Origin of the sequence: Actinomycetospora aeridis (assembly GCF_037400275.1) — a bacterium.
GTDB lineage: Bacteria > Actinomycetota > Actinomycetes > Mycobacteriales > Pseudonocardiaceae > Actinomycetospora > Actinomycetospora aeridis.
In genome coordinates, this window is the sequence record NZ_JBBEGL010000006.1 from 343,240 (window position 1) to 368,364 (window position 25,125).

Sequence of the window (25,125 nt, forward strand, 5' to 3'; positions counted from 1 at the left end):
TGGCGCAACCAGCCACGCGGGTCTCGACGTGGTCTGCCCCGCGTGAAGGCCGCACGAACACGCGTCATCGGGCTACCGGCGAGTAGACGTGACGGCGAGGTCATGGCAGGTGACGATGGGGTGACCAGTGCAGACCACCGAGCACATCCACGGGACGGCGCCACCACGGACCACCGGGCAGAATCGGTTCCGAACCGGCCAGGAGCCCGCGATCCGGACCCGGCCGCGCGCCGTCCACACCAGCGACAGGGAGAGCGATCCGTGACCACCCAGAAGGGCACCGCAGGCGCGGACACCGGTCGGGTCCACATCATCCGCGACGGGCTCTCGTCGCACCTGCCGGACATCGATCCGGACGAGACCGCCGAGTGGATCGAGTCGTTCGACGCGATGCTCGAGGGGCAGGGCGAGCAGCGCGCCCGCTACATCATGCTGCAGCTGCTGCAGCGCGCCCGGGAGCGTCGCGTCTCGGTGCCGTCGCTGTTCTCGACCGACTACGTCAACACCATCCCCACCGACCAGGAGCCCTGGTTCCCGGGCGACGAGGACACCGAGCGGCGCTACCGGGCGTGGATCCGGTGGAACGCGGCGGCGATGGTGCACCGCGCGCAGCGCCCCGGCGTCGGGGTCGGCGGCCACATCTCGACCTACGCGAGCGCGGCGAGCCTCTACGAGGTCGGCTTCAACTGGTTCTTCCGCGGCAAGGACCACCCCGGCGGCGGCGACCACATCTACATCCAGGGCCACGCCTCCCCCGGCATCTACGCCCGCGCCTTCCTCGAGGGCCGTCTCGGTGCCCAGCACCTCGACGGCTTCCGCCAGGAGCTCTCCCACGCCGGCCCCGGGGGCGGGCTGCCGTCGTACCCGCACCCGCGCCTCATGCCGGCGTTCTGGGAGCACCCGACGGTGTCGATGGGCCTCGGCCCGCTGAACGCGATCTTCCAGGCGCGCTTCGACCGCTACCTGCACAACCGCGGCATCAAGGACACCTCCCAGCAGCACACCTGGGCGTTCCTCGGCGACGGCGAGATGGACGAGCCCGAGTCGCGCGGCGCCATCCACGTCGCGGCGGCCGAGGGTCTCGACAACCTGACCTTCGTCATCAACTGCAACCTGCAGCGCCTCGACGGGCCGGTGCACGGCAACGGCAAGGTCATCCAGGAGCTCGAGTCGTTCTTCCGCGGCGCCGGCTGGAACGTCGTCAAGGTCGTCTGGGGCCGCGAGTGGGACCGGCTGCTGCACGCCGACCGCGACGGCGCCCTGATCAACCTGATGAACACCACGCCGGACGGCGACTTCCAGACCTACAAGGCCAACGACGGCGCCTACGTCCGCGAGCACTTCTTCGGGCGCGACCCGCGCACCAAGGACCTCGTCAAGGACCTCTCCGACGCCGACGTCTGGAACCTCAAACGCGGCGCCCACGACTACCGCAAGGTCTACGCGGCCTACCAGGCGGCGATGGAGCACCAGGGCCGCCCGACGGTCATCCTCGCCAAGTCGATCAAGGGCTACACGCTCGGCCCGACGTTCGAGGGCCGCAACGCGACCCACCAGATGAAGAAGCTGACGCTGCAGGACCTCAAGACGTTCCGCGACGAGGTCCGCGTGCCGATCAGCGACGCCGAGCTCGAGCGCGACCCCTACCTGCCGCCGTACTACCACCCGGGCGCCGACGCCCCGGAGATCGAGTACATGCTCGACCGCCGGCGCCAGCTCGGCGGCCCGCTGCCCGAGCGGCGGCTGCGCAACAAGCCGCTCATGCTGCCCGGCGACAAGGTCTACGACGTCGTCAAGCGCGGCTCGGGCAAGCAGGAGATCGCCACGACCATGGCGTTCGTCCGGCTGGTCAAGGAGCTCACGCGCGACGCGGAGATCGGCAAGCGGGTCGTGCCGATCATCCCGGACGAGGCGCGGACCTTCGGGATGGACTCGTTCTTCTCCAACCTGAAGATCTACAACCCGCAGGGCCAGCTCTACACCTCGGTCGACCACGACCAGCTGCTCGCCTACCGCGAGTCGGAGTCGGGCCAGCTGCTGCACGAGGGCATCAACGAGGCCGGGTCGGTGGGCTCGTTCACCGCGGTGGGGACGTCGTACGCCACCCACGGCGAGCCGATGATCCCGATCTACATCTTCTACTCGATGTTCGGCTTCCAGCGCACCGGCGACGGCATCTGGGCCGCCGCCGACCAGATGGCCCGCGGGTTCCTGCTCGGCGCGACGGCCGGGCGCACGACGCTCGTCGGCGAGGGCCTGCAGCACAACGACGGGCAGTCGCTGCTGCTCGCGGCGACCAACCCGGGCGTCGTCTGCTACGACCCGTCGTACGCGTTCGAGATCGGGCACATCGTGCGCGACGGGCTCGCCCGCATGTACGGCGAGGCCGACCCCCACCGCGACCCGAACGTCATCTACTACCTGACGGTCTACAACGAGCCCTACCAGCAGCCCGCCGAGCCCGACGGTCTCGACGTCGACGGCCTGCTGCGCGGGCTCTACCGCTACGCGCAGGCCCCCGGCGGTCCCGGCCCCCGCGCGCAGATCCTCGCCTCCGGCGTCGCGATGCCGTGGGCGCTGTCGGCGCAGAAGATGCTCGCCGAGGAGTGGGGCGTGCAGGCCGACGTGTGGTCGGCGACGTCGTGGGGCGAGCTGCGCCGCGACGGCGTCGAGTGCGACGAGCACAACCACGCCCACCCCGACGCCGACCCGCGCACGCCCTACGTCACCGAGGCGCTCGCGGACGCGGCCGGCCCGGTGCTCGCCGTGTCGGACTGGATGAAGGCCGTGCCGGACTTGATCCGCAAGTGGGTCCCGGGCGACTTCACCGTGCTCGGCACCGACGGCTTCGGGCTCTCCGACACGCGGCCGGCGGTCCGGCGACACTTCGGTGTCGACGCGGAGAACATCACGGTCGGCGTGCTCGCGGCGCTGGCCCGGCGCGGCGAGGTCGGGCACGACACCGTCGTCCGGGCGGCCCAGCAGTACAGCATCGACGACCCGCAGGCCGCGGGCCCGCAGACGTCGGACTCCGGGGTCGCCTGACGATCACGCGGCGGCTCCCGCCGAGCCCCGCGTGATCGCGTCGTGACCGTTCGTCGCGGGGATGGTGCTCGGGGCTGGTGGGCGACCCCATCCTTCCGGATAGGCTGTCGACGTCACGTCGCTCGGACGCCCCCGGACGATCCGAACGACGCGACTCCGACGTAGGGAGCCACGGCTCCGGCGGCGGATCTGAAGGTCGGGGCGGAAGATCATCGCCTCGTGACATCGGTATGAGGAGCAGGAATGGCAGAAGGCACCGTCAAGTGGTTCAACAGCGAGAAGGGCTTCGGCTTCCTCGCTCCCGACGGTGGTGGCGCTGACGTGTTCGTCCACTACTCGGCCATCCAGGCCCGCGGCTTCCGCACCCTGGACGAGGGTCAGCGCGTCTCGTTCGACGTCGAGCAGGGCCAGAAGGGCCTGCAGGCCGTTCAGGTCACGCCGCTGTAAGGCTCAGCGGAGTCACCTCTCGAAAACGGGGGCGGTGCGTCGGGAGACGCGCCGCCCCCGTCGTGTGTCCGGGGTCGGGCGCGCCGGGGTGTGGGAGCGAGGGAGTCCCTGAGTGCCTGCCACGCAGTCGGGGTGTCCTTCGCACCACGGCGACGCGCTCAAGGAGTCCCTCGCTCCCCCGGGCGCCGGCGTCAGGCCGTGGTCACGACGACCAGCTCGGCACCCTCGGGCCCGGCGTCGAACGACACCGGCCCCGCGCCCGTGATCTCGAGGCTGTCGCCGGGCCCGGCATCGCCGAGAGCACCGCGCACCACGTGCACGTGCCGGAAGGTGCCGTCGCCGGGCGACCAGCTCACCCCGGCACCGAGGCGCACTACCGTCACCGTCACCCCGGGCCGCCGCAGCGGGAGGGTGAGCGAGCCGTCGACCACGTGGTGGGTCAGCGACGGCTCCCCCGCGGGCGGGTCGTCGAGGTCCGGGGCCACCCAGACCTGGATGAGGTGCACCCCGGACGGACCGGCCCGCTCGTCGTGACGCCACCCCGTCCCGGCGACGAGGTGCTGCAGGGTGCCGGCGGGCACCGGGGTCTCGTCGCCGTCCGGGCCGGTGTGGATCATCGTGCCCTCGACGACCCACGCCAGGATCTCGACGTCGCGGTGCTCGTGGGCGCCGTAGGCGACGCCGGGGTCGAGCACGTCGTCGTTGTGCGCGACGAGCGCGCCGAACGACGTGCGCTCGGGGTCGTAGTGCGGCCCGAACGAGAGCCCGTGCCGCGAGCACACCCCACCGGCCTCGGTGACGGGGCGGGCGCTGCGGAGCAGGGTTCGGACGGTCGGCATCCGTGACATGCTCCCGGGTCATGGGCAGCGCCGCGGCTCGGGCGGGCGTTCGCCTGACCACCCTGCGCCGCGTGGAGAAGGCCTCCGGCGACATCGCCGCCGCCGGCGTCGCCGCGATGGCCGAGCGGCTGAGCTGGTTCGCGCGGCTGACCGCCGAGCAGCGCTCCGGGGTCCTGCTCGTCACCCAGACCGGCGCCGGCAACTTCGCGGCCTGGCTGCGCGACCCCGACGCCACCCCGCGCCTGACCGCCGAGGCGTTCCGCTCCGCCCCGCTCGACCTGGCCCGCCGGGTGACGCTGCGCCAGACCGTGGAGCTGGTGCGCATCGCCATCGAGGTGTTCGAGGAGAGCATCCCGCCGCTGGGTGCCGACGAGGAGGAGCGCGCCGCGCTGGTGCGCGGCGTGCTGCGCTTCGGGCGCGAGGTCGCGTTCTCGGCGGCGACGGTCTACGCGAGCGCCGCGGAGGCCCGCGGGGCCTGGGACGCGCGGCTCGAGGCGCTCGTCGTCGACGCCGTGGTGCGCGGCGAGGCCGAGGCCACCCTGCTCTCCCGCGCGTCGGCGCTGGGCTGGGACCCGGCGGCCGAGGCGACGGTCGTCGTCGGCGAACCCCCGGCCGAGGAGCCGCCCGAGCCCCTGCACGCCGTGCGTCGTGCCGCGCACCGGGCCGGCGCGACCGTGCTGCTCGGCACCCACGGCGCCCGCCTCGTCATGATCGCCGGACCCGGCGCACCGCTCGAGGAGCTCTCGGCGTCGTTCGGGCCGGGTGCGGTGGTCACCGGGCCGGCCGTCGCCGGGCTCACCGCCGCCCACCGCAGTGCCGCCGCCGCGCTCGCCGGGCACCGCGCCGTGCGGGCGTGGCCGGGCGCCCCGCGGCCCGTCGCCGCGGACGACCTCCTGCCCGAACGGGTGCTCGACGGCGACGCCCGGGCCGTCGAGCAGCTGCGCCGCGACGTCGCCGCGCCCCTGCGCGAGGCCGGCGGGGAGCTCGCGGCGACCGTCGAGTGCTACCTCGACGTCGCCGGCGTGCTCGAGGCGGCGGCGCGGCGGCTGTTCGTGCACCCCAACACCGTCCGCTACCGGCTGCGCAGGGTGGCCGAACTCACGGGGGTCCACCCCGGCGAGGCGCGGGGGGCGCTGGTGCTGCGGCTGGCCATCGGCCTCGATCGTCTCCACCCGGACCGACCGCCCCGATGAGCCCGTGAGCTGGGCGGACACGCCATTCGTCAGGGTCTCGCGCCAGGTGTGTGACCCAGGGCATTGTGGGAACTCGACAACTGCGCCGGAGCCGACTTCGTCGTCCCGACAGCTTCGGACCGACCCCGACCCGTGATGAGGTGACAGGCGTGATCGCGATCCTCGCTCCCGGCCAGGGCGCCCAGAAGCCCGGCATGCTCGCCCCGTGGCTCGACCGCCCCGAGGCGCGCGGGCGGCTCGAGGCGTTCTCGGACGCCGCCGGGCTCGACCTCGTGCACCTCGGCGTCGAGGCCGACGCCGAGGCCATCGAGGACACCGCGGTGACCCAGCCGCTGCTCGTCGCGTCGGCGCTGCTCGCCTGGGACCAGCTGCGCCTCGAGGTCTCCGTGCCCGACACCGCCGTGGTGGCCGGCCACTCCGTCGGCGAGCTCGCCGCCGCCGCCATCGCCGAGGTGATCGACGCCGAGCAGGCCGTCGCCCTCGCCGCCGTCCGCGGGCGCGAGATGGCCGAGGCCTGCGCCGCGGAGCCGACGACCATGGCCGCGGTGCTCGGTGGCGACGCCGACACCGTGCTCGCCCGCCTCACCGAGCTCGACCTCGAGCCCGCCAACCGCAACGGCTCCGGCCAGGTGGTGGCGGCCGGGCGCCGGGACGCCGTCGACGAGCTCGTCGCCAACCCGCCCGAGGGCGCGCGCGTCCGTCCGCTCGCCGTGGCCGGCGCGTTCCACACCCGTTTCATGGAGCCCGCCGAGAAGGCCCTCGGCGAGTGGGTCGCCGAGCACCGCGGGCAGCTCTCCCCCGCCGACCCGTCCCACCCGCTGCTGCAGAACGCCGACGGCGCCGTCGTCGCCGGTGGGTCGGAGTTCCTCGACCGCCTCGTCGCCCAGGTCACGCGCTCGGTGCGCTGGGACTCCTGCATGGACACGATGCGCGACCGGGGCGTCGGCGCCGCGATCGAGCTGACCCCCGCCGGCACGCTCACCGGGATGGTGAAGCGCCAGATCAAGGGCACGCCGGTCCACAACGTCAACACCCCGGACGACCTGGAGAAGGCCGTGCAGATGATCGAGGAGCACGCGTGAAGCTCCAGCTGACCCCGCAGGCGCCGGGCGCCCGCATCCTCGGGCTCGGCAGCATGCAACCCGACCGGGTCGTGACCAACCACGACCTCGAGAAGATCGTCGAGACCAACGACGAGTGGATCCAGAGCCGCGTCGGCATCGTGGAGCGCCGCTTCGGCGACGAGAAGGACTCCGTGGTGTCGATGGGCGTCGAGGCCGGGTCGAAGGCCCTCGCCGACGCCGGACTCGCCCCCGGCGACCTCGACGCGGTCATCGTCGCGACCTGCACGATGCCGAAGCCGATCCCGAACGCCGCGGCGCAGACCGCCGACCGCATCGGGGTCAACGGCATCGGCGCGATGGACGTCAACACCGCCTGCGCCGGCTTCTGCTACGGCACCGGGCTCGCAGGCGACATGATCCGCTCGGGCACCGCGAAGCACGTGCTCGTGATCGGCTCGGAGAAGCTCTCCGACTGGCTCGACATGAACGACCGCTCGACCTGCATCATCTTCGCCGACGGCGCCGGCGCCGCGGTCCTCGGACCCGCCGCGACCGAGGAGGAGGTCGGCGTCGGCCCGGTGATCTGGGGCGCGGCCGGCGATCTCGTCTCCACGATCCACATCGACGAGTCCGACGCGCTGCGCCAAGAGGGCCAGTCGGTGTTCCGCTGGGCCACCACCAAGATCGCGCCCGTGGCCCTCAAGGCCGTGGAGGCCGCGGGGCTGCAGCCGTCCGACATCGACGTCCTCGTCCCCCACCAGGCGAACCTGCGCATCGTCGAGGCCATCGCGAAGCGCCTGCGCCAGGTGGGCGGGCGCACCGATCTGCGCGTCGCCGACGACATCCAGTACTCCGGGAACACGTCCTCGGCGTCGATCCCGATGGCCATCGACCACATGCGCGGCGCCGGGCGCGTGAAGTCCGGCGACGTCGCGCTCATCGTGGGCTTCGGCGCCGGCCTGTCCTACGCCGGGCAGGTCGTGGTCCTGCCTTAGCCGTCCTGCCCCGACCTGTCCTACGGTGCGCACCCGAGCGCTGCCGTCCCGAGAACGAACCACCGAAGAAAGGGAGCCCGTGGCGACCAACGAAGAGATCCTGCCCGACCTCGCGAGCATCGTGGAGGAGGTCGCCGGCGTGGACGCCGCCGAGGTCACCTCGGAGAAGTCCTTCGTGGACGACCTCGACATCGACTCGCTGTCGATGGTCGAGATCGCGGTCCAGGCCGAGGACAAGTTCGGGGTCAAGATCCCCGACGACGAGCTGGCCAAGCTCACGACGGTCCAGGACGCCGTCGACTACATCTCGAACCACTCCTGAGAGAGGGCGACTTCGTGAGCAGCACCGGCCAGGGGGTCGTCGTCACCGGTATGGGAGCGACGACCCCGCTCGGCGGCGACGTGGCGACCACCTGGGACGGCCTCCTGGCCGGTCGCGGCGCCGCGTCCCGCATCGAGGCGGACTGGGTCGACACCTACGAGCTGCCCGTCAAGATCGCGTCGCAGCTCGCCGTCGAACCGACCGAGATCATCAAGCGTGTCGAGGCCCGGCGTCTCGACCGCAGTGAGCAGACCGCGATCATCGCGGCCCGCGAGGCCTGGCAGCACGCGGACCTCGGCGACTACCCGTCCGCCGAGGGCGGCTCGCCGAAGGTCGACGCGCTGCGGCTCGCGGTCATCATCGGCACCGGCATCGGCGGGGCACTGACCCTGCTGGGCCAGGACGACATCCTCGAGCAGCAGGGCCTGCGCAAGGTCGCGGTCCTGACCATCCCGATGCTCATGCCGAACGGCCCGGCCGCGCACGTGGGCCTGGAGTTCGGTGCCGCGGCGGGCGTCCACGCGCCCGTGTCGGCCTGCGCGTCGGGCGCCGAGGCCATCGCGTGGGGCTGGCGGATGCTGCAGGCCGACGAGGTGGACGTCGTCGTCGCCGGCGGCACCGAGGCCTGCATCCACCCGATCACGCTCGCCGGGTTCAGCCAGGCCCGCACCATGGCGCTGCGCAACGACGAGCCCGAGCGCGCCTCGCGCCCGTTCGACACCGGCCGCAACGGCTTCGTGCTCGGCGAGGGCGCGGGGATGGTCGTGCTCGAGCGCGAGGACTTCGCGCAGGCCCGCGGGGCCACGGTGCACGGGCGCCTCGCCGGCATCGGCACCAGCGCCGACGCGTACCACATCACCGCGCCGGACCCCGAGGGCACGGGCCAGTCCCGCGCCATCGCCGCGGCCCTGCGCACCGCGGGTCTCGACCCGTCGGACATCGGCCACGTCAACTGCCACGCCACCGCCACCAACGTCGGCGACGTGGCCGAGACCGTGGCCGTCAAGAAGTCGATCGGCGACCACCCGGTGCTCACCGCGCCGAAGGGCTCGCTGGGTCACCTCCTCGGCGCCGCCGGCGCCGTCGAGGCGATCGCGACGATCCTCTCGGTGCGCGAGGGGCTGATCCCGCCCACCGCGAACCTCGAGGAGCTCGACCCCGACGTCACCCTCGACGTCGTCGCCGGCGAAGCCCGCAAGGCCTCCCTGGACGCCGCGATCAGCGACTCCTTCGGCTTCGGCGGGCACAACGTCTGCCTGGCGTTCACCCCCGCCTGACCCCGCCCCGCGTGCGAGCGATGCGGCTTTCCTGGCGTCACACGCCAGGAGAGCCGCATTCTCGTGCCGCGCCTAGCAGGGTGTGCGGAGCTGGCTGCCCGGCCGGGGCTCGAGGAGCCTGGGCTGACCACCCTGGGTCTGGACGACGGCGCTGACCTGCCAGCAGAGCCGCGGCACGCGCACGTCGGGCGGGGCGACCGCCGGGTCCTGGGTGGTGACGAACCCCAGCGGGACGACGAGCTCGCCCCCGGCGACCGGGTCGATCCGCCGGACCACCACCGAGCCGACGCGCTGCGTCCGTGCCGTGTCGGCGAACGCCGGGTCGACGCGCGCGTCGGGCACGAGCGTGGCCCGGTAGGCGTTCAGGTCGCCGGCGTTGCGGGCGTCGGTCCAGCGCTGCAGGACGTCGCGGACCGCCGCCGACTCGGGGTGGACGGCGGCCGCGGGCGAGAGCACGACCGTCGGAGGGCCCGCGGACCCGTCGTCGGGCAGCTCGGCCCCCACGAGCGACGGTCCGGTGTCCCCCACCGCCGCGCGACCGACGGCCGCGGCCCGGGCGCCGAGCAGGGCCCCCGCGACGACGAGCAGGACCAGCGCCAGGGCGAGCACGACGGGCAGCACGATTCCCGGGCGCAGGCGGTCGGCCAGCGCACCGTCACGGAACCGCCCGAGCATGCCGTCCAGCCTGCCAGCCTCCCCCGACGCCCTCGGGGGGTGTCCTGGTGCTGCGTTCGCTGTCGGTCGGACGATCAGCCGACCTGGTGCAGTCGGGCCGGCGCGACACCGTCGCCGGCGAAGCGGAACTCCTCGAGGGCGGCGTCCCAGCGGGTGCCGAGGAGGTCGTCCATGCGGCGCGTCAGCGACTCGCGGGTGCCGGCCCCGGCGAGCGCGGAACGGACCTGGTCCTCCCCGAGGACGATGTCGCCGTTCGCGCTCGTACGGCCGTGCCAGAGGCCGAGACCGGGGACATGGCTGAAGCGCTCGCCGTCGGTGCCGGGCGACGGGTCCTCGGTGACCTCGAAGCGGACCATGCCCCAGGCGCGCAGCGCGGTCGCCAGACGTGCCGCGGTGCCCACGGGCCCGGCCCATGACACCTCGGCACGCACCGACCCCGGCGCCGCCTCCTGCACGGACCAGTCCAGCACGACCCGAGCGTCGAGGACGCTCGAGATCGCCCACTCGACGTGCGGGCAGACCGCAGACGGCGACGAGTGGACGTAGATCACGCCACGGGTGCTCACTGCTGCTGACCTCCGACTCGACGAGAAGCGTCTTCCCCAACGTCCTCGTGAGCAGGCAGAGACCGAGCCGATCACAACCGCTGCCGCAGTGTGCACCGTGATGCGCCTGTGGCGCCAGTGTCATCGGATTCCGGGCGTGTCGCGGGCGCCGGAGCCGTAGAGTCGGTTCACCGTGACCGAGGATGACCGCCCGCACACGGACGGTGCCCGGTTCCGCGACGTCCTCGCCGACCGGCAGTTCCGCGCGCTGTGGGCCGCCCAGCTGCTCTCGGTGCTCGGCGACCAGGTCGCCCGCGTCGCCCTCGCGGTGCTCGTCTTCGCCGAGACGGCGTCCGCGGGGCTCACCGCGCTGACCTACGCGCTGACCTTCCTGCCCGACCTCGTCGCCGGGCCCCTGCTCTCCGGGATCGCCGACCGGGCGCCCCGCCGGGCGACGATGATCGTGTCCGACCTCCTGCGCGCCGGCGTGCTCGCGCTCATGGCCGTGCCGGGGATGCCGTTCTGGGCACTGTGCCTGCTCGTCGTGGCGGGTCAGCTCCTGGGCGCCCCCTTCGCGGCGGCGCGCGCGGCGATCCTGCCCCACGTGGTCACCGGGGAGCGCTACGTCGTCGCCTCGGCACTCTCGGGGACGACGTACCAGAGCGGGCAGGTCCTGGGCTTCGCGCTCGGCGGCCCGCTGGTCGCCCTCGTCGGGGTGTCGCCCGCGCTGCTCGGCGACGCGGCGACGTTCGTGGTCTCGGCGGCGATCCTGCGGTGGGGGGTGGCCGAGCAGCGGGCGACCGGGAGCCCCGAGGCGGTGGCGGGCCTGCGCGACGGCGCGCGGATCGTCGCCGGCGACCGGCGGCTGCGCGCGCTGGTGGCCCTCGCGTGCGTGTCCGCGTTCGTGGTGACGATCGAGGGGCTCGCGGCGCCCTACGCGGCGGCGCTCGGCGGAGGCCCGGTCGCCGTGGGTCTGCTGCTCGCCGCGAACCCGCTGGGCGCGGCCCTGGGGATCGTGCTGCTCGCGCGCCTCGTCCCGCCGGGGCGGCGCGACCGTCTCCTCGGCCCGCTGGCGGTGGCCTCGTGCGTGCCGCTCGTCGTCTCGGCGCTCGACCCGCCGCTGGCCGGGGTCGTCGGACTGTGGGTCGTCTCCGGGCTGGCGTGCGCCTACCAGGTGCCCGCCAACGCCGCATTCGTCGCGGCGGTGCCCGACGCCCACCGCGGCCAGGCCTTCGGGCTCGCCGTGACGGCCCTGCGCGTCACCCAGGGCCTCGGGGTGCTCCTTGCCGGGGTGCTGGCCGAGGCGGTCGGCCCCGCGGTCGCGGTGGCGATCGCCGGCGCGGTGGGCGTGCTCGTGGCGCTGGTGTGCGCGCTCGCGTGGTCGCGAGCCCGGGCGGGGTGAGCGGGGACGGCGTCGCGCGAGGGGCGCGCGACGCCGTGCCGCGCCCGTTGTGTGCTCAGTGCCAGTTGGAGTCCCGGTGCCAGTTCGAGTCCGCGTAGTGCCAGTTGGAGTCGCGGTGCCAGTTCGAGTCCGCGTAGTGCCAGTTGGAGTCGCGGTGCCAGTTCGAGTCGGCCACGGGGCTTCCTTTCGAGAGGACGGAGCCGGTCGGGACGGGTCTGTCCCGCCGACACGGACGTGGCCCAACACACACGCTGTGTGGTGAACCCGAGTCCATCGACGCGCGCCGCCAAGGACGCGCGGCGCGTTGACGGAGAGCGACCGAACTGTCACATCTGGCCGCACTCCGCGTCACAACCGCCCCTCGATGCTGCTCAATGGAGCTGTGTGTGACCAGACGGCGACTGGGCGTCAACCAACGGGGTGATCTCTTCCCAATGGGTGACGCCCGCTGCCGAGATCCACAGTCCGTCGGTACCGTGTTCCGCACGCGGACACCGCCCGTCGGGAGTGCCGCCGGAGCTGGAGGAGGTCACTCATCGTGACGGCGCGTGAACCCTCGACGGGTCCTGGCGACCCCGGGTCCGCGCTCGCCCCCGCGTCCGGAGTAGTCGGCCCCGGGGGCTTGGTACGCGCTGTTACCAACGCCGACCTGCCGTCCGGTTCGGGTGGTTCCCTGCGCGCCTGGCGTCCGGCCCGCCGGCAGCGCGGCGCCACCGGGAGCTCCGGGACGCCGGATGTCGCGCAGCCCACACCGCCCCGCCGGCTCGACCCCCGCCGCCTCGATCCCCGCCGCTGGAGCCTGTGGCAGGCGCCACGACGGGTCGTCGTCGCCGTGCTGCTCATCGACGTGCTGGCGGTCGCGCTCTCGGTGGCCGTGGCGGGGCTGGAGCCGGTGGGCCCCGCCGACTGGCGGGCGCTCGGGCTGCTCGTGCTCGGGCTCGTCGTCCACGTCGAGACCGCCCGCGGCATCGAGCGACGCCGCGAGGTCGTCGCCGACGGCCAGCCCTACATCGAGCTCAAGTCGGTGTGGAGCTTCGCCGGCCTGCTGCTGCTCCCGCTCGGGCTCGCCCTGGCGCTGGTGGTCATCACGTTCGCCTACTGGTGGCTGCGCGTCTCCCAGCGCCCCGTCGTGCACCGGTGGACGTACTCGGCGGCCACGGTCCTCATCGCCTCGATCGCCGCGTGGGGCGTGCTCGAGGTGATGCCCGGCGGCCTGCTGGCCAAGGTCGCCGGCCCCGTCGGGCTCGCCGTCCTCGTCGCCGCCGGCCTGACGCGCTGGGTCGTCAACCACGGCCTCGTCGTGTTCATGATCTGCCTCAACGCCCCCGGTACGCCGTGGTGGAAGCGTCTCGGGGCGCCCACCGACACCCTCATCGGCCTCGGCGCCCTGGCCCTCGGCGCCGCCCTGGCCGTCGTGGCGCTGACGACGCCGTGGCTGCTGCCGGTGCTGCTCATCCCGGTCATGGGCATGCACCGCGGCTTCCTCATCCAGCAGTTCGCCCGGGCCGCGCGCACCGACACGAAGACCGGCCTCGCCAACGCGTCGGCCTGGCGCGACCAGGCCGACCGCGAGCTCGCCCGCCTGCGCCGGCGCGGCGGCGAGCTGGGCGTGATCATGGTCGACATCGACGCCTTCAAGGCCATCAACGACCGGCACGGACATCTCGTCGGCGACGCCGTCCTGCGCGCGGTCGCCGACACCCTGCGCTCCGAGGTGCGCCCCTACGACGCCGTCGGGCGCTTCGGCGGCGAGGAGTTCGTCGTGCTGCTCGCCGAGGCGGGCCCGGAACAGATCGGGAGCACCGCCGAGCGCCTGCGCCGCCGGATCAGCGAGTGCGAGGTGACGGTCTCGCCCACCCTCGGCGGCGGCACCGTCTCCGGGCTGACGGCCTCGATCGGCACGGCGTCCTACCCCGAGGCGTCCCACGACCTCGACGGCCTCATGGTCAGCGCCGACACGGCGCTCTACGCCGCGAAGCACGGGGGGCGCAACCGCGTGGAGTGCGCTCCCCCGCGCTAGGGGTGCTCGGCGCTCAGCGGAAGGCCGGGATCCCCGTGACGGCCTGCCCGATCGACAGGGCGTGCATCTCCTCGGTGCCCTCGTAGGTCAGCACGGTCTCGAGGTTCGTCATGTGCCGGAACACGGGGTACTCGAGCGTGATCCCGTTGCCGCCGAGCACGGTCCGCGCGGTGCGGGCGACGTCGAGGGCGGCCCGGACGTTGGCCATCTTGCCGAAGCTGACCTGGGCGGGGTGCAGCGTCTCGGCGTCCTTGAGGCGCCCGATCCGCGACGCCGTGAGCCCCGCCTGGTTGACCGCGACGACCATGTCGGCGAGCTTGCGCTGGGTCAGCTGGAACCCGGCGATCGGCTGGCCGAACTGCTCGCGGTCGATCGAGTACGCGAGCGCCGACTCGTAGCACGCCCGGGCCGCGCCGACCGCGCCCCACAGGATCCCGTAGCGGGCCTCGTTGAGGCACGAGAGCGGGCCCTTGAGCCCGCGGACCTCGGGGAACACCGCGTCGGCGGGCAGCCGCACGCCCTCGAGGACCAGCTCGGCGGTGAGCGACGCGCGCAGCGAGAGCTTGTGCTTGACCTCGTTGGCGGTGAACCCGGGGGTGTCGGTGGGCACGACGAAGCCGCGGATGCCCTTCGAGCCGGCCTCGGGATCGGTCTGGGCCCACACGACGGCGACGTCGGCGAGCGTCCCGTTGGTGATCCACATCTTGGAGCCGTCGAGCACCCAGTCGTCCCCGTCGCGACGGGCCCGCGTGCGCATCGACCCCGGGTCGGAGCCCGCGTCGGCCTCGGTGAGCCCGAAGCAGCCGAGCGCGTCACCGGTGGCCATCGACGGCAGCCACCGCTGCTTGTGCTCCTCGGAGCCCCAGCGGTGCAGGGCGAACATCGCGAGCGAGCCCTGGACCGAGACGAAGCTGCGCAGCCCCGAGTCGACGGCCTCCAGCTCGCGGCAGGCGAGGCCGTACGACGTCGCGTTGGTGCCCGCGCAGCCGTAGCCCTCGAGGTGCATGCCGAGCAGGCCCAGCGAGCCCAGGCCCTTGGCGATGTCGCGGGGCAGGGTGTTCGACTCGTACCACTCGGCGATGCGGGGCGAGAGCTCCGCGGCGGCGTAGTCGCGCACCGCGTCGCGGATGTCGCGCTCCTCGGCGCTCAGGTCGGCGTCGACGCCGAGGAAGTCGCTGGGGTCCGGAGCGGGAGGTGCCATGCCCTCACGGTAGGTGCTCCACGGCGTCGGGACCGGCCCAGAAGGCCGCGAACCCCGGATGCAGTGGCAGGTCCGACACGCCGGCCACCGGCGTCCAGCGCAGCTCGGTCGCCTCGCCGTCGGTGGGCTCCAGCGCCGGCGCCTCGTCGGTCTCGAGACGGGCGTGGACCGTGACGTAGGACCAGCCGCCGTGGTCGTCGACGGTCTCGCCGGTCAGGTGGACGCGGGAGTCGTCGACACCGGTCTCCTCGACGGCCTCGCGCAGCGCGGCCTGGCGGGCGGTCTCGTCGCTGTTGCGCGCGCCACCGGGGATGCCCCACGTCTCGCCGTGGTGGCTCCACCAGACGCGGTGGGCGAGCAGGACGCGGTCGCCGTGGCGCAGCAGGAGCCCCGCCGCGCCGAAGCGCCCCCAGTGCCGGTGCCCGGCGTCGCACACCACCCAGCCGTCGCCGTCACCCCGCACGGCGATCACGGTAGGCCGTCCGGCGTGGGAGGGCAGGACGTGACGGCGGACCGGGTAGACGGATCCCATGAGTGACGTGCCCCCGTTCGGGGCCGAGGAAGAACTGCTGCTGGTCGACCCCGCGAGCGGCGCGCCACGGGGCCGCTCCGGCGTCGTGCGTGACGAGGCCGCCGGCGAGCTCGACGGCGAGATGCGCACCGAGCAGGTCGAGACGGCCACCGCCCCGCACCACTCCGCCGACGACCTCGCCGACGACCTGCGTCGCCGGCGCCGGGAGGCCCGCGACGCGGCCCGGACGTCCGGGGTCGAGGTGGCGGCGCTCGCGACGTCGCCCGTCGCCCCGGACGCCGAGGACGAGCCCGCCGCGGTCGGCGAGGGTCGCTACGGGCGGATCGCCGAGCGCTTCGGGGCCATCGCGACCTCGCAGCTGACGAGCGGGCAGCACGTGCACGTCGAGGTCGGCTCGCCGGAGGAGGGCGTCGGCGTCCTCGACCGGATCGGCCCGTGGCTGCCGGTGCTGCGCGCGCTCGCGACGAACTCCCCGTGCTGGCGCGGTCACGACACCGACTACGCGAGCTACCGGTCGGTGGTGTGGTCGCGCTGGCCCTCCGCCGGCCCGACGCGGGTGTTCGGCTCGCTCGCCGCCTACGACGCGGCCGTCGAGGCGATGCTCGCGACCGACACCGTGCTCGACGACGCGATGGTCTACTTCGACGCCCGCCTCTCCCGCCGGCTGGGCACGGTGGAGGTGCGGGTCAGCGACGTGGCGCTGGAGGTCGATGACGCCGTGCTCGTCGCGGTGCTCGCCCGCGCGCTCGTCACCACGGCCCGGCGGGCGCACCGGGACGGCGGCGAGCTGCCCACCGCGCCGGTGGAGGCGCTGCGCCTGGCGCACTGGCGGGCGTCGCGCTGGGGGCTGACCGGCGAGCTCGTCGACCCGCGCAGCGGTCGCCCGGCGGCCGCGAGCGCGGTGCTCGACGCGCTGCGGGCCCACGTCGCCGACGCCCTCGCCGACGCCGGGGACACGGAGCGGGCCACCGACGGCCTCGCCCGCCTGCTCACCGACGGCACCGGCGCCGAGCGCCAGCGCGCCGCGGCGACCAAGTCCGACGGGGACCTCGCCGCCGTCGTCCACGACGCGGTGCAGCGCTTCCTGCCGGAGTAGAGCCGACCGGCACCTTCCGCAGGACCGCGGGACGTTCGATCATGCGAACCGTGCCGGTCGCGCGGGGAGGCCGCGACAGCTCGCCAGGACGGACGCTCCTCAGGGCCCGCGGGACGCTCAGGGACGCAGCGGGACGACGGCCGCGCGGGCCGCGATGCCCCGGGCCATGGCACCGAAGACGGTGGGCGCGCCGGCGAGCAGGGCCCGGCCGTAGACCAGGCCGGCGAGGCCGGCGGGCACGAAGACGACGTCCAGGCGCAGGTGCGAGCCGTGGCCGGACACGTCGGGGTCGACGGCGAGCTCGAGGGTCAGGCGGCCGGGCGTGCGCATCTCGGAGCGCAGTCGCAGCCGGACCCCCGGCTCGACGGCCTCGACGCACCAGCCGTCGACGACGTCGCCGACCTCCAGCGCCCGCCCGGACGGTCGGCCCCGGTAGCCCCCGACGCCCCCGAGGAGCTGGTCGGCCCAGCCCCAGACGGTCCACGCCCGCAGCGGGACGAACCAGCCGGCGTCGCCGCCGATCCCGTCGACCACCGACCACAGCTCCCGGACGTCCGCCGGCGAGGGCTCCGTGGTGCCCCACCGGTGCACGGTGCCCCCGGAACCCGCGAGGTCGGTGGGTCCGGCGAGGGCGGGGTCGCCCGCGGGGGCCGTCGGCTCGTCGCGACGGCCGAGGGCCGCCCGGACCGCGGCGTCGTAGGTGGTCCGCCCGCCCGGGGGCGGCCCGATGGCGGTGAGCACGTCGTCCTCGGCGCAGACGAGGTCGCCGGCGAGCGACTCGATCAGCGGCGTGGCCAGCTCCCGCGACAGGGGCGTGAGGGCCTCGACGACCCGCCCGGCGAGCGCGGGCCCGCCGGGCGGCACGGGGACGGGCACCGGCACGACGGCGCTCTGGGGCAGCCCGGCGAGGCGCAGGTAGCGCCGGATCAGCTCGAGGTAGCTCAGGACGTCGGGGCCGCCGATGTCGAAGCGCCGGTCGACGTCGGCGGGCAGGTCGAGGGCGCCGACGAGGTAGTGCAGGACGTCGGCGATGGCGACGGGCTGCGTCCGGTGCGCGAGCCACGGCACCGCGGGCAGCACGGGCACGCGCTCGGCCAGGTAGCGGATCATCTCGAAGCTGGTCGAGCCCGAGCCGACCACGATCGACGCCTCGAGCGCGGCGGTGGGGACGTCGCCGGCGAGGAAGACGTCGGCGACCTCCGCGCGCGACGACAGGTGGCGCGAGGACGCGGACGACGACGGCCGCAGCCCGCCCAGGTAGACGAGGCGCCGCACGCCCGCGTCGGACGCCGCCGTGCTGACCGTCCACGCGGCGGCGCGGTCGCGCTCGGGGAAGTCGGGGCGTTCGAGGGCGTGCGCGAGGTGGACGACGGCGTCCGCGCCGGCCACGAGCGCGGCGACCGCGGCGGGGTCGGCGAGGTCGCCGTCGACGGGCTCGACCTCCTCGGCCCAGCCGGTGGCCACGAACTTCGCGCGACTGCGCACGAGGACCGTGACCTCGTGTCCCGCGTCGAGCAGGCGCCGCACGAGGCGCACGCCGATGTAGCCGGTCGCCCCGATCACTGCGCAGCGCATGCCGCCATCCTGGAGCGGGTCGATCTTCCCGGCACCCCGGGAGCGTCAGCTCACCGTGGGCTTGCCCGGCCGGTCGGCCGCGCGCTGGTCGACGAAGAGGCCGCCACCGCGCCGTGCGACGAGCACGAGCTGCCACACGGCGAACGCGAGCAGGACCAAGCCGATGATCCCCTGGTCGAGGACCAGCGCGACGAGCCCACCGGTGAGGGTCGCCCAGATGACGAGGTCGCGCGCCGTCCGCCGTGCCGTCTTCACCGGGTCACCCCTCTCCGTCGGGTCACGAGCGTCGCTCGATCGTGCACCCCGACCGGTGTCAGTGTGGCGCGCCGCGCGCGGAATCGCAGCGCACCGCGCCACAGCACCGCCGTCCCCACCCGTTCGCCGCGTTCCGTCAGCGGAGCGTGAGAACAGGTTGTGACGAACGACACACGCGTTCGTCAGAGTGGCCTGGATCAAATGCGTTTGCCCGACGCGCAGTACGGATAGATCATGGGGGCTCGCTGATACGCGGCCCCGGCACGTCCGGAGGCCGTGTCCGTGACGACATGTCGCGGGCCGAGGGAACCGTTCCGGTCGCCTCGACGTCATAGATGAGTACTGAGGTGCTCCGGACCCCGGGGCGCGGGCCCACCCCGGGCCGCTCCGAGGACCGTACACGCACGACCCCCGGATACGAACCGACGCCCGGCGCACGACCGTGCCGCAGGGGCCGTCGCGAGGTGCGCGCACGTGCGCCTCGCGTCGGGCCCGGCGGCACCACGGCCGCCCTGCTCGCGACGAGCAGGCACGGCCGAGCTGACCCCGACGAGCGAGATTGGACTGGCACGATCATGGACTGGGAGCTCGCGGCCTGCCGCGACCACGACCCCGAACTGTTCTTCCCCCTCACCTCGCACGGTCCCGGCTCCGCCCAGGCGGCCGAGGCCAAGGCCGTGTGCGCGAGCTGCCCCCTGCAGCGGGGCTGCCTGCAGTGGGCCCTCGACACCGGCCAGGAGGCCGGCGTCTGGGGCGGCACCAGCGAGGACGAGCGCCGCGCCATGCGCCGCGCCGCGCGCATCGGCTCCGTCGCGAGCCCGCACGCCGCGTAGGAACCCGCAGAGCGCACACACGAAGGGCCCGCCCCCGATCGGGGGCGGGCCCTCCGTCGTCTCGTCCGGAGCTGCTCAGCCCCGGCCGGTGACCTTGCGCGCGGCGAACTGCAGCACCTGGCCGCCGGTGGAGATCACGGCACCGGCCAGGCTGAAGCCGGTCTTCACCGCGATCGCGGCGGCGTTGCCCACGATGCGCACCGGGTTGTAGTCCGGCGCGCTCTGGCGCACCTGCTCGGCGGCGTCACGCACCGACCGGTCGACCTGCTGGGCGGCCGACTCGCTCGCGCGGTTCACGCGGCGCGCGGCGGTGTCGCCCGCGTCGTCGAGCTCCGCGGCGACCCCGGACGACACGGTGGCGGCACGGTCGCCCGCCTGCGCCGTCGCGGCCCCGGCCTCGTCCGCACGGGCCTTGGCCTCCGAGCCGGCGTGCTGGGCGACGCGCGTGGCGTCCTTGGCGACGCGCTCGCCGGCACGCGAGGTCGTGGTCGCGACCTGCTCACCGGACACCTGCGCGACGGTGGCGGCGTCCTTGGCCGCCGCCGAGGGCGACTTGTCACCCGACGCCGCCTTCGCGGCCTGGTCGGCCACACCGCTCGCGCCGGCCTCGGCCTGCGCGGCGGCCTTCTTGGCCGACTCCTGCACGCGGTCGGCGTCCTTCTTCGCGGTCGCCCGGGCGTCGTCGCCGACCTTCTTCGCGCTCGACGAGGCCTTGTCGGAGGCGGACTGCGCCTTGGCGCGGGCGCCCTCGGCGTTCGCCTTCGCGGTGGCCTTGGCCGCCTCCGCGGGGGCGTTGTCCGCACCGGCCTTGACCTGGTGGGTCTCGCGGACCTTGCCGTCGTTGCCGTGGACGACGACCTTGCCGCCGCCGTCCTTCGTCACGATCTCGGTCGCCCGCTCGACGGCCTCGGCCTGCGTGGGCGCCTTGGCGCTGGCGCGCTGGGCACCCTTCTTCTGCACCTGCCAGCCGTCCTCGGTGGGAACGACGTACCGGTCGGCCATGACAGTCTCAACTCCTGTTCGACGGTGTCTTCAGCCGGTTTGATGCCCAGGCCTCGACCTGCACAAACGCACCAGTAACCGGCGACGCAATCACCCGTTCAGTGCCTCCGCCGCGCGCTCCTGCAGCTCGAGGTAGCGCTTGGTGGCCTCGTCGCGGACCTCTTCCAGCCGCGCGATCCACGAGGCCTGCGGCGAACCCTCGGGCACCACCACCGGACCGTAGCGCCGCACGAGCTCCGGGCCCACGACCGAGGCGGCCGTCGCGACACCGGCCGAGCCCGCGGCCTGGGCCCAGGCGACCGGGCCCATCGGCACGCAGCCGAAGAACTGGCTGACCCCGGGGGTCTGGACCACCGCGAAGAGCGCGCCCGCGGAGACGACGCTGGCGCCGATCACGAGCGGGCTGCGGCCACCGCCGGCCACGATCGTCTGTCCCAGCTGGGTCCCGACGAGCGCGGTCAGCGCGACCGTGCGGGCCCGGGCCGGGCTGCCGTACGGGGTGGCCTGGGCCTGCAGCCACGCGAGGCTCGCCCCGCCTGCGGTGGCCATGGCGCGCAGGCCGATCTCGTTGTTGAGTGCCTCGCCCAGCGACGCCTCCGGCCCCTCGGCCAGCAGCGACGCCGCCGACCCGGGCTCGGGCGCGCGCACCGCGAGGGCCAGCGACGGCACCAGGTCGGTGAGCAGGTTGACCAGCAGCAGCTGGCGGGCGTTGAGCGGCGAGGTGCCCGTGGTGGTGGCGCCGAGCACCGTGAACGCGATCTCGCCGAGGTTGCCGCCGACGAGCACGCCGAGCGCCTCGCGCACCGACGCCCACATCGCCCGGCCCTCGACCAGCGCGTGCAGGATCGTCTCGAGACGGTCGTCGGTGATGACGAGGTCCGCGGCAGCGCGGGCCGCCGGGGTGCCGCGCTGCCCGAGCGCGATGCCCACGTCCGCGAGCCGGATGGCCGGGGCGTCGTTGGCGCCGTCGCCGGTCATCGCGACCGTGCGGTCGAGACGCTGGAACGCCTGGACGATCCGCACCTTGTGCGACGGCGTGCCGCGCGCCACGACCCGGACCTTGGGGAGCATCTCGTCGAGCTCGTCGTCGTCGAGGGCGTCGAGCTCGGAGCCGGTGACGACGATCCCGCCGTTGAGCACGTCGAGCTCGTCGGCGACGGCCTCGGCGGTGCTCGGGTGGTCGCCGGTGATCATGACGACCTGGACCCCGGCGTCCCGCAGGTCGCGCACGGTGGCCTGCGAGCCGGCGCGCACCGGGTCGGTGAACCCGACGAAGCCGGTGAACTCGAGGTCCGCGACGTCCGTGTCGTCGAGCATGTTGTCGTCGCCGCCGTCGGCGTCGCGCTCGGCCACCCGGGCGGCGTGCTGATCGGCGGTGAGGACCTTCTCGGCCACCGCGAGCACGCGCATGCCCTGCCCCGCGAGCAGCTCGGTGTGCTCGACGAGGCGCTGGCGGGCCTCGTCGTCGAGCTCCGTGCCGGCCCACGTCGTGGCCCGTGCGATGACGACCTCCGGCGCGCCCTTCACCGAGACGAGGCGGAACGGTCCGTCGTCGGCGGAGGCGTCCTCCGGGGTGTCCACCTCGCCCAGCGTCGCGTGGTACCCGCGCGACGGGTCGAAGTCGAGCGAGGCCACCGGCCACCAGCCGGGGCGCTTGTGGGACGGGTCGACGTCGAACTGCTGGCCGCCGTAGACCACCGCGCGGTCGGTGAGGTGCGCGAGCCGCTCCCCCGGCGCCGGGCGCGGGGTCGCGCGCAGCGCGGCCGCGAGCACGCGGCGCTGGCGCTTGCGCAGCCGGTCGGTGGGCCGCAGCTTGATGCCGTCGGAGATCGCCGAGAGCGCGAGACGGCCCTCGGTGAGCGTGCCGGTCTTGTCGAAGCACAGGACGTCGGTGCGCCCGATCGCCTCGATCGTGCGCGGGTTGCGCACCAGCGCGCCCTCCGCGGAGAGGCGCCGGGCCGACGCGAGCTGCGCGGCCGAGACGACGAACGGCAGGCCCTCGGGGACGCTCGCGACCGCGAGGCCGACGCCCGAGTGCAGGTTCTGCTGGAACGGCAGGCCGCGCAGCGCGCCGGCCGCGACGACCGCGGCCGCCGACCCGAGCGCGAGCGGCGTCGTGATGCGGGTCAGGCCCGCGAGGCGCTCGTCGACGCCCGCGACCGGTGCGCTCGCCTTGGCGGCCGCCGTGGAGCGCCCGACCTCGGTGCTCGATCCGGTGGCCACGACGACGGCGCGCCCGCGGCCGGTGGCGACCGTGCTGCCCTCGTAGAGCATGGAGCGGCGGTCGGCCACCGTCCGGGCGATCACCGGCGCCGGGGTCTTGATCACCGGCAGCGACTCGCCGGTCAGCGACGACTCGTCGATCTCGAGCGCGTCCGAGTCGAGGACGCGGCAGTCGGCCGGCACGACGTCGTCGGGGCCCAGCTCGATGACGTCGCCGACGACGACCTCGTCGGCGCCGATCCCGCGTGTCGTGCCGTCGCGGCGCACCCGGGTGCGGATCGCGGAGCGCTCGAGCAGGCCGGCGACGGCGCGCTCGGTGGCGACCTGCTGCACCCCGCCGATGAGCGCCGAGAACGCGGTGACGCCGACGACGATGGCCGCGTCGACGACGGCGCCGATGGCCGCGGAGAGCACGGCGCCGCCGGCGAGCACCGGGGTGAGCGGGTTGTTCAGCTCGTCGAGGAACGCGCGGCCGAGCGTCGTCTCGGTCTCCGCGGCCGCCGGGTCGTCGCGGTGGCGACGGTGGGCCTCCGCGGTGGTCAGGCCGCGCTCGGTGACGTCGAGGCGGGCGAGCACGGTGCTGGTCGGCATGACGTGCCACGGCGTGCGGCTCACGCCGGGCACCACGACGCGGCGGCCGAGCTCCGTGGCCGCCCACGCCCCGTTGCCGAGCGAGACGCCCGCGGCGCCGTTGACGGCGAGCCCGGCGAGCCCGGGGGCGCGCGGCGTCGTCCCGGCCGTGGCCATCACGGCGCCGAGCACGGACCCGGCACGGGCCAGGTTCACCGACCGGCCGGACACCCCGCGGGCGACCTTGACGCCCTCGATCAGCAGCGCGGCGGTGCCCAGGTCGTCGCCGACGAGCACGTGCGCGCCCCACGGCGCCGCGCCGTCGGGACGGGAGACCCCGATGCCGACGTCGGCGGCCGCCAGGGCGCGACGGTCGCGGGACACCACGAGCACGCCGGCACCGGCGGCCTGCAGCTCGCGCACCGAGGTGCGCAGGGCCTCCCCGCCGGCGACGGCACGGTCGCCGAAGGCGGGGCCCTCGGTGCCGCCGACGATCAGCGTGACGTCGGCCCGGCGCGCCGCGGCGGCCAGGGCCTCGGCGGCCGAGGCGGGCTCGGGCAGCACACCCACGACGGCGGTGAGCCGCTCGTCGCGGCGCAGGCCGAGCACGTGGGTGGCGCCGTCGGCGCGCAGCGCGTCACCGGCCTCGGCGGCCTCCGGGGTGTCACCGCCGGGGACGTCGTCGAGCCCGGCCAGCAGCCAGTGTTCGCCGTCCTCGGAGACGCGGTGCGGCGCGGTCGGCGCGGCGGGGTCGAACAGCTCGTGGACCCGCGGGACGAGGTCGTCCAGCGGGTCGGCGGTGCCGTCGGCGTCGGGCAGGGCGACCAGGTCGCCGAGCATGAGCACGCCGGTGGTCAGCGCCTCGGCGTCGAGCAGCACGGTGTCGACGCGGTCCATCCGCCGCAGCGCGCTCGGCTCGACGACCACCGCGCCGCGGCGCGACAGGACGCGGCCGAACGTCGTCGCGAAACCCTCGCGCCCGAGGCGGCCGGCCTTCGGCAGCGTCGACAGCGCGACGCCGGCGGCCTTGCGGACGTCGCCGGTCGCGGCCGTGGTGGCGGCGAACCCGCCGGCAGCCGCCATCCCCACCACGTCGCCGTGCTTCTCCACGGGCCCCGCGGGCAGCGGGACCGGGCGCTCCTCGAGGAGGTCGTCGTCCGGGACGGCGGCGGCGTGCTCGGCCGACTCGAGCAGCCGGGGCTCGACGTCGGTCCACGTCGCGGTGCGCGCCCTGGCCTCCGCGACCTGCATGGTGCGGTAGGCGGCGTCGACGAGCAGGCCGGTGGTGCCCTGGCCGAGCGCCTGGGCCGCGGCGTTGGACAGCGCGAGCAGGACGTTGGCCCGGTCCTGGCCGAGGGAGCGCTCGACGGCCGCGCGCAGGCGGGGCTGGTGGTCGACGAACGTCGCGGACGACGCGAGCTCGGCGGGCAGCGGGGTGCGGCGCAGGATGCGGCCGATCGCGGCGACCCCGAGGCCCGCGAGGTCGGCGGCGAGCGCGGTGAACGCCTGCTGCGCCGGGCCGATCGAGGGCGAGCCCGCGGGCGCGACGGCGTCGCCGCCCTCGCGCTCCTCGAGGATCTCGACGAGGTCGACCAGGTCGTCGACGAGCTCGTCGCCGGGCAGGCCTGCGGGCGCGTCACCGACGGCGGCCAGGCCGACGACGACGGCACCGAGCGCCGCGTTCACGGCGGCCCACTCGACGTCGGGGTGGGCGGCGAGCGCCTTCTCGACCGCGCGGCCCAGCTCCGCCCCGGACTCCCGGGTCACCGCGGGCACACCGACCTGCACGCGCCCGGCGCCGCGCCACACGCGACGTCCGCGGTGCCGGAACGGGTCGACGCGGTCGAGCACGCCGCCGGCGATGCCGAGCGGGTCGACGACGCGTGCGAGCAGGCCGCGCTGCGGCCGGGGGGCGGGTTCGGAAGCCATGGGGGTGGCTGTCGTCCTCTCGTCGGATCGGGCCGGGCCCGGGGATACGCGTGGAGGTACCCGATCGCGCCACCACGGGCGCACG

20 protein-coding genes are annotated in these 25,125 nt (G+C 74.8%); 11 read left to right on the forward strand and 9 right to left on the reverse strand.

Annotation, left to right across the window (positions count from 1 at the left end; all coding sequences use genetic code 11):
• The first annotated feature begins 261 nt into the window (after positions 1-261).
• Positions 262-3,045: a pyruvate dehydrogenase (acetyl-transferring), homodimeric type gene (gene aceE, locus WCD41_RS22890; protein WP_337716764.1), complete on the forward strand. Its 2,784-nt coding sequence runs from the start codon at positions 262-264 to the stop codon at positions 3,043-3,045.
• A gap of 243 nt (positions 3,046-3,288) precedes the next feature.
• On the forward strand, positions 3,289-3,492 hold the full coding sequence (locus tag WCD41_RS22895) for a cold-shock protein (RefSeq protein WP_116710338.1): 204 nt from the start codon (positions 3,289-3,291) through the stop codon (positions 3,490-3,492).
• A 191-nt stretch (positions 3,493-3,683) separates the two neighbouring features.
• Here the strand turns inward: WCD41_RS22895 and WCD41_RS22900 are convergent, their stop codons facing one another.
• Positions 3,684-4,331 carry a pirin family protein gene (locus WCD41_RS22900; RefSeq protein ID WP_337716766.1) on the reverse strand — a complete coding sequence of 216 codons (648 nt, stop codon included), beginning with the start codon at positions 4,329-4,331 and terminating at the stop codon, positions 3,684-3,686.
• 20 nt (positions 4,332-4,351) lie between these two features.
• Between WCD41_RS22900 and WCD41_RS22905 the strand changes: the two genes are divergently transcribed.
• The 5 genes from WCD41_RS22905 (at position 4,352) to WCD41_RS22925 (ending at position 9,182) form a co-directional block, all read left to right on the forward strand.
• Positions 4,352-5,524, forward strand: a complete 1,173-nt coding sequence (locus tag WCD41_RS22905; RefSeq protein ID WP_337716768.1) for a PucR family transcriptional regulator — start codon at positions 4,352-4,354, stop codon at positions 5,522-5,524.
• Between the two features lie 149 nt (positions 5,525-5,673).
• Entirely contained in the window at positions 5,674-6,606 is a 933-nt protein-coding gene (locus WCD41_RS22910; protein ID WP_337716770.1) for an ACP S-malonyltransferase, read from the forward strand.
• Complete coding sequence (locus tag WCD41_RS22915) at positions 6,603-7,583, forward strand: beta-ketoacyl-ACP synthase III (RefSeq protein WP_337716772.1); 981 nt, start codon at positions 6,603-6,605, stop codon at positions 7,581-7,583. Before WCD41_RS22910 ends, WCD41_RS22915 begins: the two co-directional genes overlap by 4 nt.
• A 79-nt stretch (positions 7,584-7,662) precedes the next feature.
• Positions 7,663-7,905, forward strand: coding sequence for an acyl carrier protein (locus tag WCD41_RS22920; RefSeq protein ID WP_116710334.1), 243 nt, complete (start codon positions 7,663-7,665; stop codon positions 7,903-7,905).
• A 14-nt stretch (positions 7,906-7,919) separates the two neighbouring features.
• A complete protein-coding gene (locus WCD41_RS22925) occupies positions 7,920-9,182 on the forward strand; it encodes a beta-ketoacyl-[acyl-carrier-protein] synthase family protein (RefSeq protein ID WP_337716774.1) in 1,263 nt (420 codons plus the stop codon).
• Between the two features lie 72 nt (positions 9,183-9,254).
• Here WCD41_RS22925 and WCD41_RS22930 read toward each other — a convergent pair whose 3' ends face one another.
• A complete protein-coding gene (locus tag WCD41_RS22930) occupies positions 9,255-9,857 on the reverse strand; it encodes a Cif family virulence factor (protein ID WP_337716776.1) in 603 nt (200 codons plus the stop codon).
• 74 nt (positions 9,858-9,931) lie between these two features.
• Positions 9,932-10,423, reverse strand: a complete 492-nt coding sequence (locus WCD41_RS22935) for a DUF3145 domain-containing protein (protein ID WP_337716777.1) — start codon at positions 10,421-10,423, stop codon at positions 9,932-9,934.
• A 172-nt stretch (positions 10,424-10,595) separates the two neighbouring features.
• Here WCD41_RS22935 and WCD41_RS22940 point away from each other — a divergent pair, with 172 nt between their 5' ends.
• Both WCD41_RS22940 and WCD41_RS22945 read left to right on the forward strand, forming a co-directional pair.
• Complete coding sequence (locus WCD41_RS22940; RefSeq protein WP_337716779.1) at positions 10,596-11,804, forward strand: MFS transporter; 1,209 nt, start codon at positions 10,596-10,598, stop codon at positions 11,802-11,804.
• A 538-nt stretch (positions 11,805-12,342) separates the two neighbouring features.
• Positions 12,343-13,824 (forward strand): GGDEF domain-containing protein, encoded by a 1,482-nt coding sequence (locus WCD41_RS22945; RefSeq protein ID WP_337716781.1) that lies wholly within the window; start codon positions 12,343-12,345, stop codon positions 13,822-13,824.
• A 13-nt stretch (positions 13,825-13,837) separates the two neighbouring features.
• Here the strand turns inward: WCD41_RS22945 and WCD41_RS22950 are convergent, their stop codons facing one another.
• Both WCD41_RS22950 and WCD41_RS22955 read right to left on the reverse strand, forming a co-directional pair.
• Positions 13,838-15,025, reverse strand: a complete 1,188-nt coding sequence (locus tag WCD41_RS22950) for an acyl-CoA dehydrogenase family protein (protein WP_337716783.1) — start codon at positions 15,023-15,025, stop codon at positions 13,838-13,840.
• 4 nt (positions 15,026-15,029) lie between these two features.
• On the reverse strand, positions 15,030-15,488 hold the full coding sequence (locus WCD41_RS22955; protein ID WP_337716786.1) for an NUDIX domain-containing protein: 459 nt from the start codon (positions 15,486-15,488) through the stop codon (positions 15,030-15,032).
• 67 nt (positions 15,489-15,555) lie between these two features.
• Here WCD41_RS22955 and WCD41_RS22960 point away from each other — a divergent pair, with 67 nt between their 5' ends.
• Positions 15,556-16,653, forward strand: a complete 1,098-nt coding sequence (locus WCD41_RS22960; protein WP_337716788.1) for a carboxylate-amine ligase — start codon at positions 15,556-15,558, stop codon at positions 16,651-16,653.
• 117 nt (positions 16,654-16,770) lie between these two features.
• Here WCD41_RS22960 and WCD41_RS22965 read toward each other — a convergent pair whose 3' ends face one another.
• Together WCD41_RS22965 and WCD41_RS22970 are read right to left on the reverse strand one after the other, a co-directional pair.
• Entirely contained in the window at positions 16,771-18,228 is a 1,458-nt protein-coding gene (locus WCD41_RS22965) for a DUF2867 domain-containing protein (RefSeq protein WP_337716790.1), read from the reverse strand.
• Positions 18,229-18,273: 45 nt separating this feature from the next.
• Positions 18,274-18,483 carry a hypothetical protein gene (locus WCD41_RS22970; RefSeq protein ID WP_337716792.1) on the reverse strand — a complete coding sequence of 70 codons (210 nt, stop codon included), beginning with the start codon at positions 18,481-18,483 and terminating at the stop codon, positions 18,274-18,276.
• 575 nt (positions 18,484-19,058) lie between these two features.
• Here WCD41_RS22970 and WCD41_RS22975 point away from each other — a divergent pair.
• Positions 19,059-19,316, forward strand: coding sequence for a WhiB family transcriptional regulator (locus WCD41_RS22975; RefSeq protein WP_337716794.1), 258 nt, complete (start codon positions 19,059-19,061; stop codon positions 19,314-19,316).
• 75 nt (positions 19,317-19,391) lie between these two features.
• Here WCD41_RS22975 and WCD41_RS22980 read toward each other — a convergent pair whose 3' ends face one another.
• Positions 19,392-20,318: a DUF2188 domain-containing protein gene (locus WCD41_RS22980; protein WP_337716796.1), complete on the reverse strand. Its 927-nt coding sequence runs from the start codon at positions 20,316-20,318 to the stop codon at positions 19,392-19,394.
• A 90-nt stretch (positions 20,319-20,408) separates the two neighbouring features.
• On the reverse strand, positions 20,409-25,040 hold the full coding sequence (locus WCD41_RS22985) for a cation-translocating P-type ATPase (RefSeq protein ID WP_337716798.1): 4,632 nt from the start codon (positions 25,038-25,040) through the stop codon (positions 20,409-20,411).
• Positions 25,041-25,125: the final 85 nt, after the last annotated feature.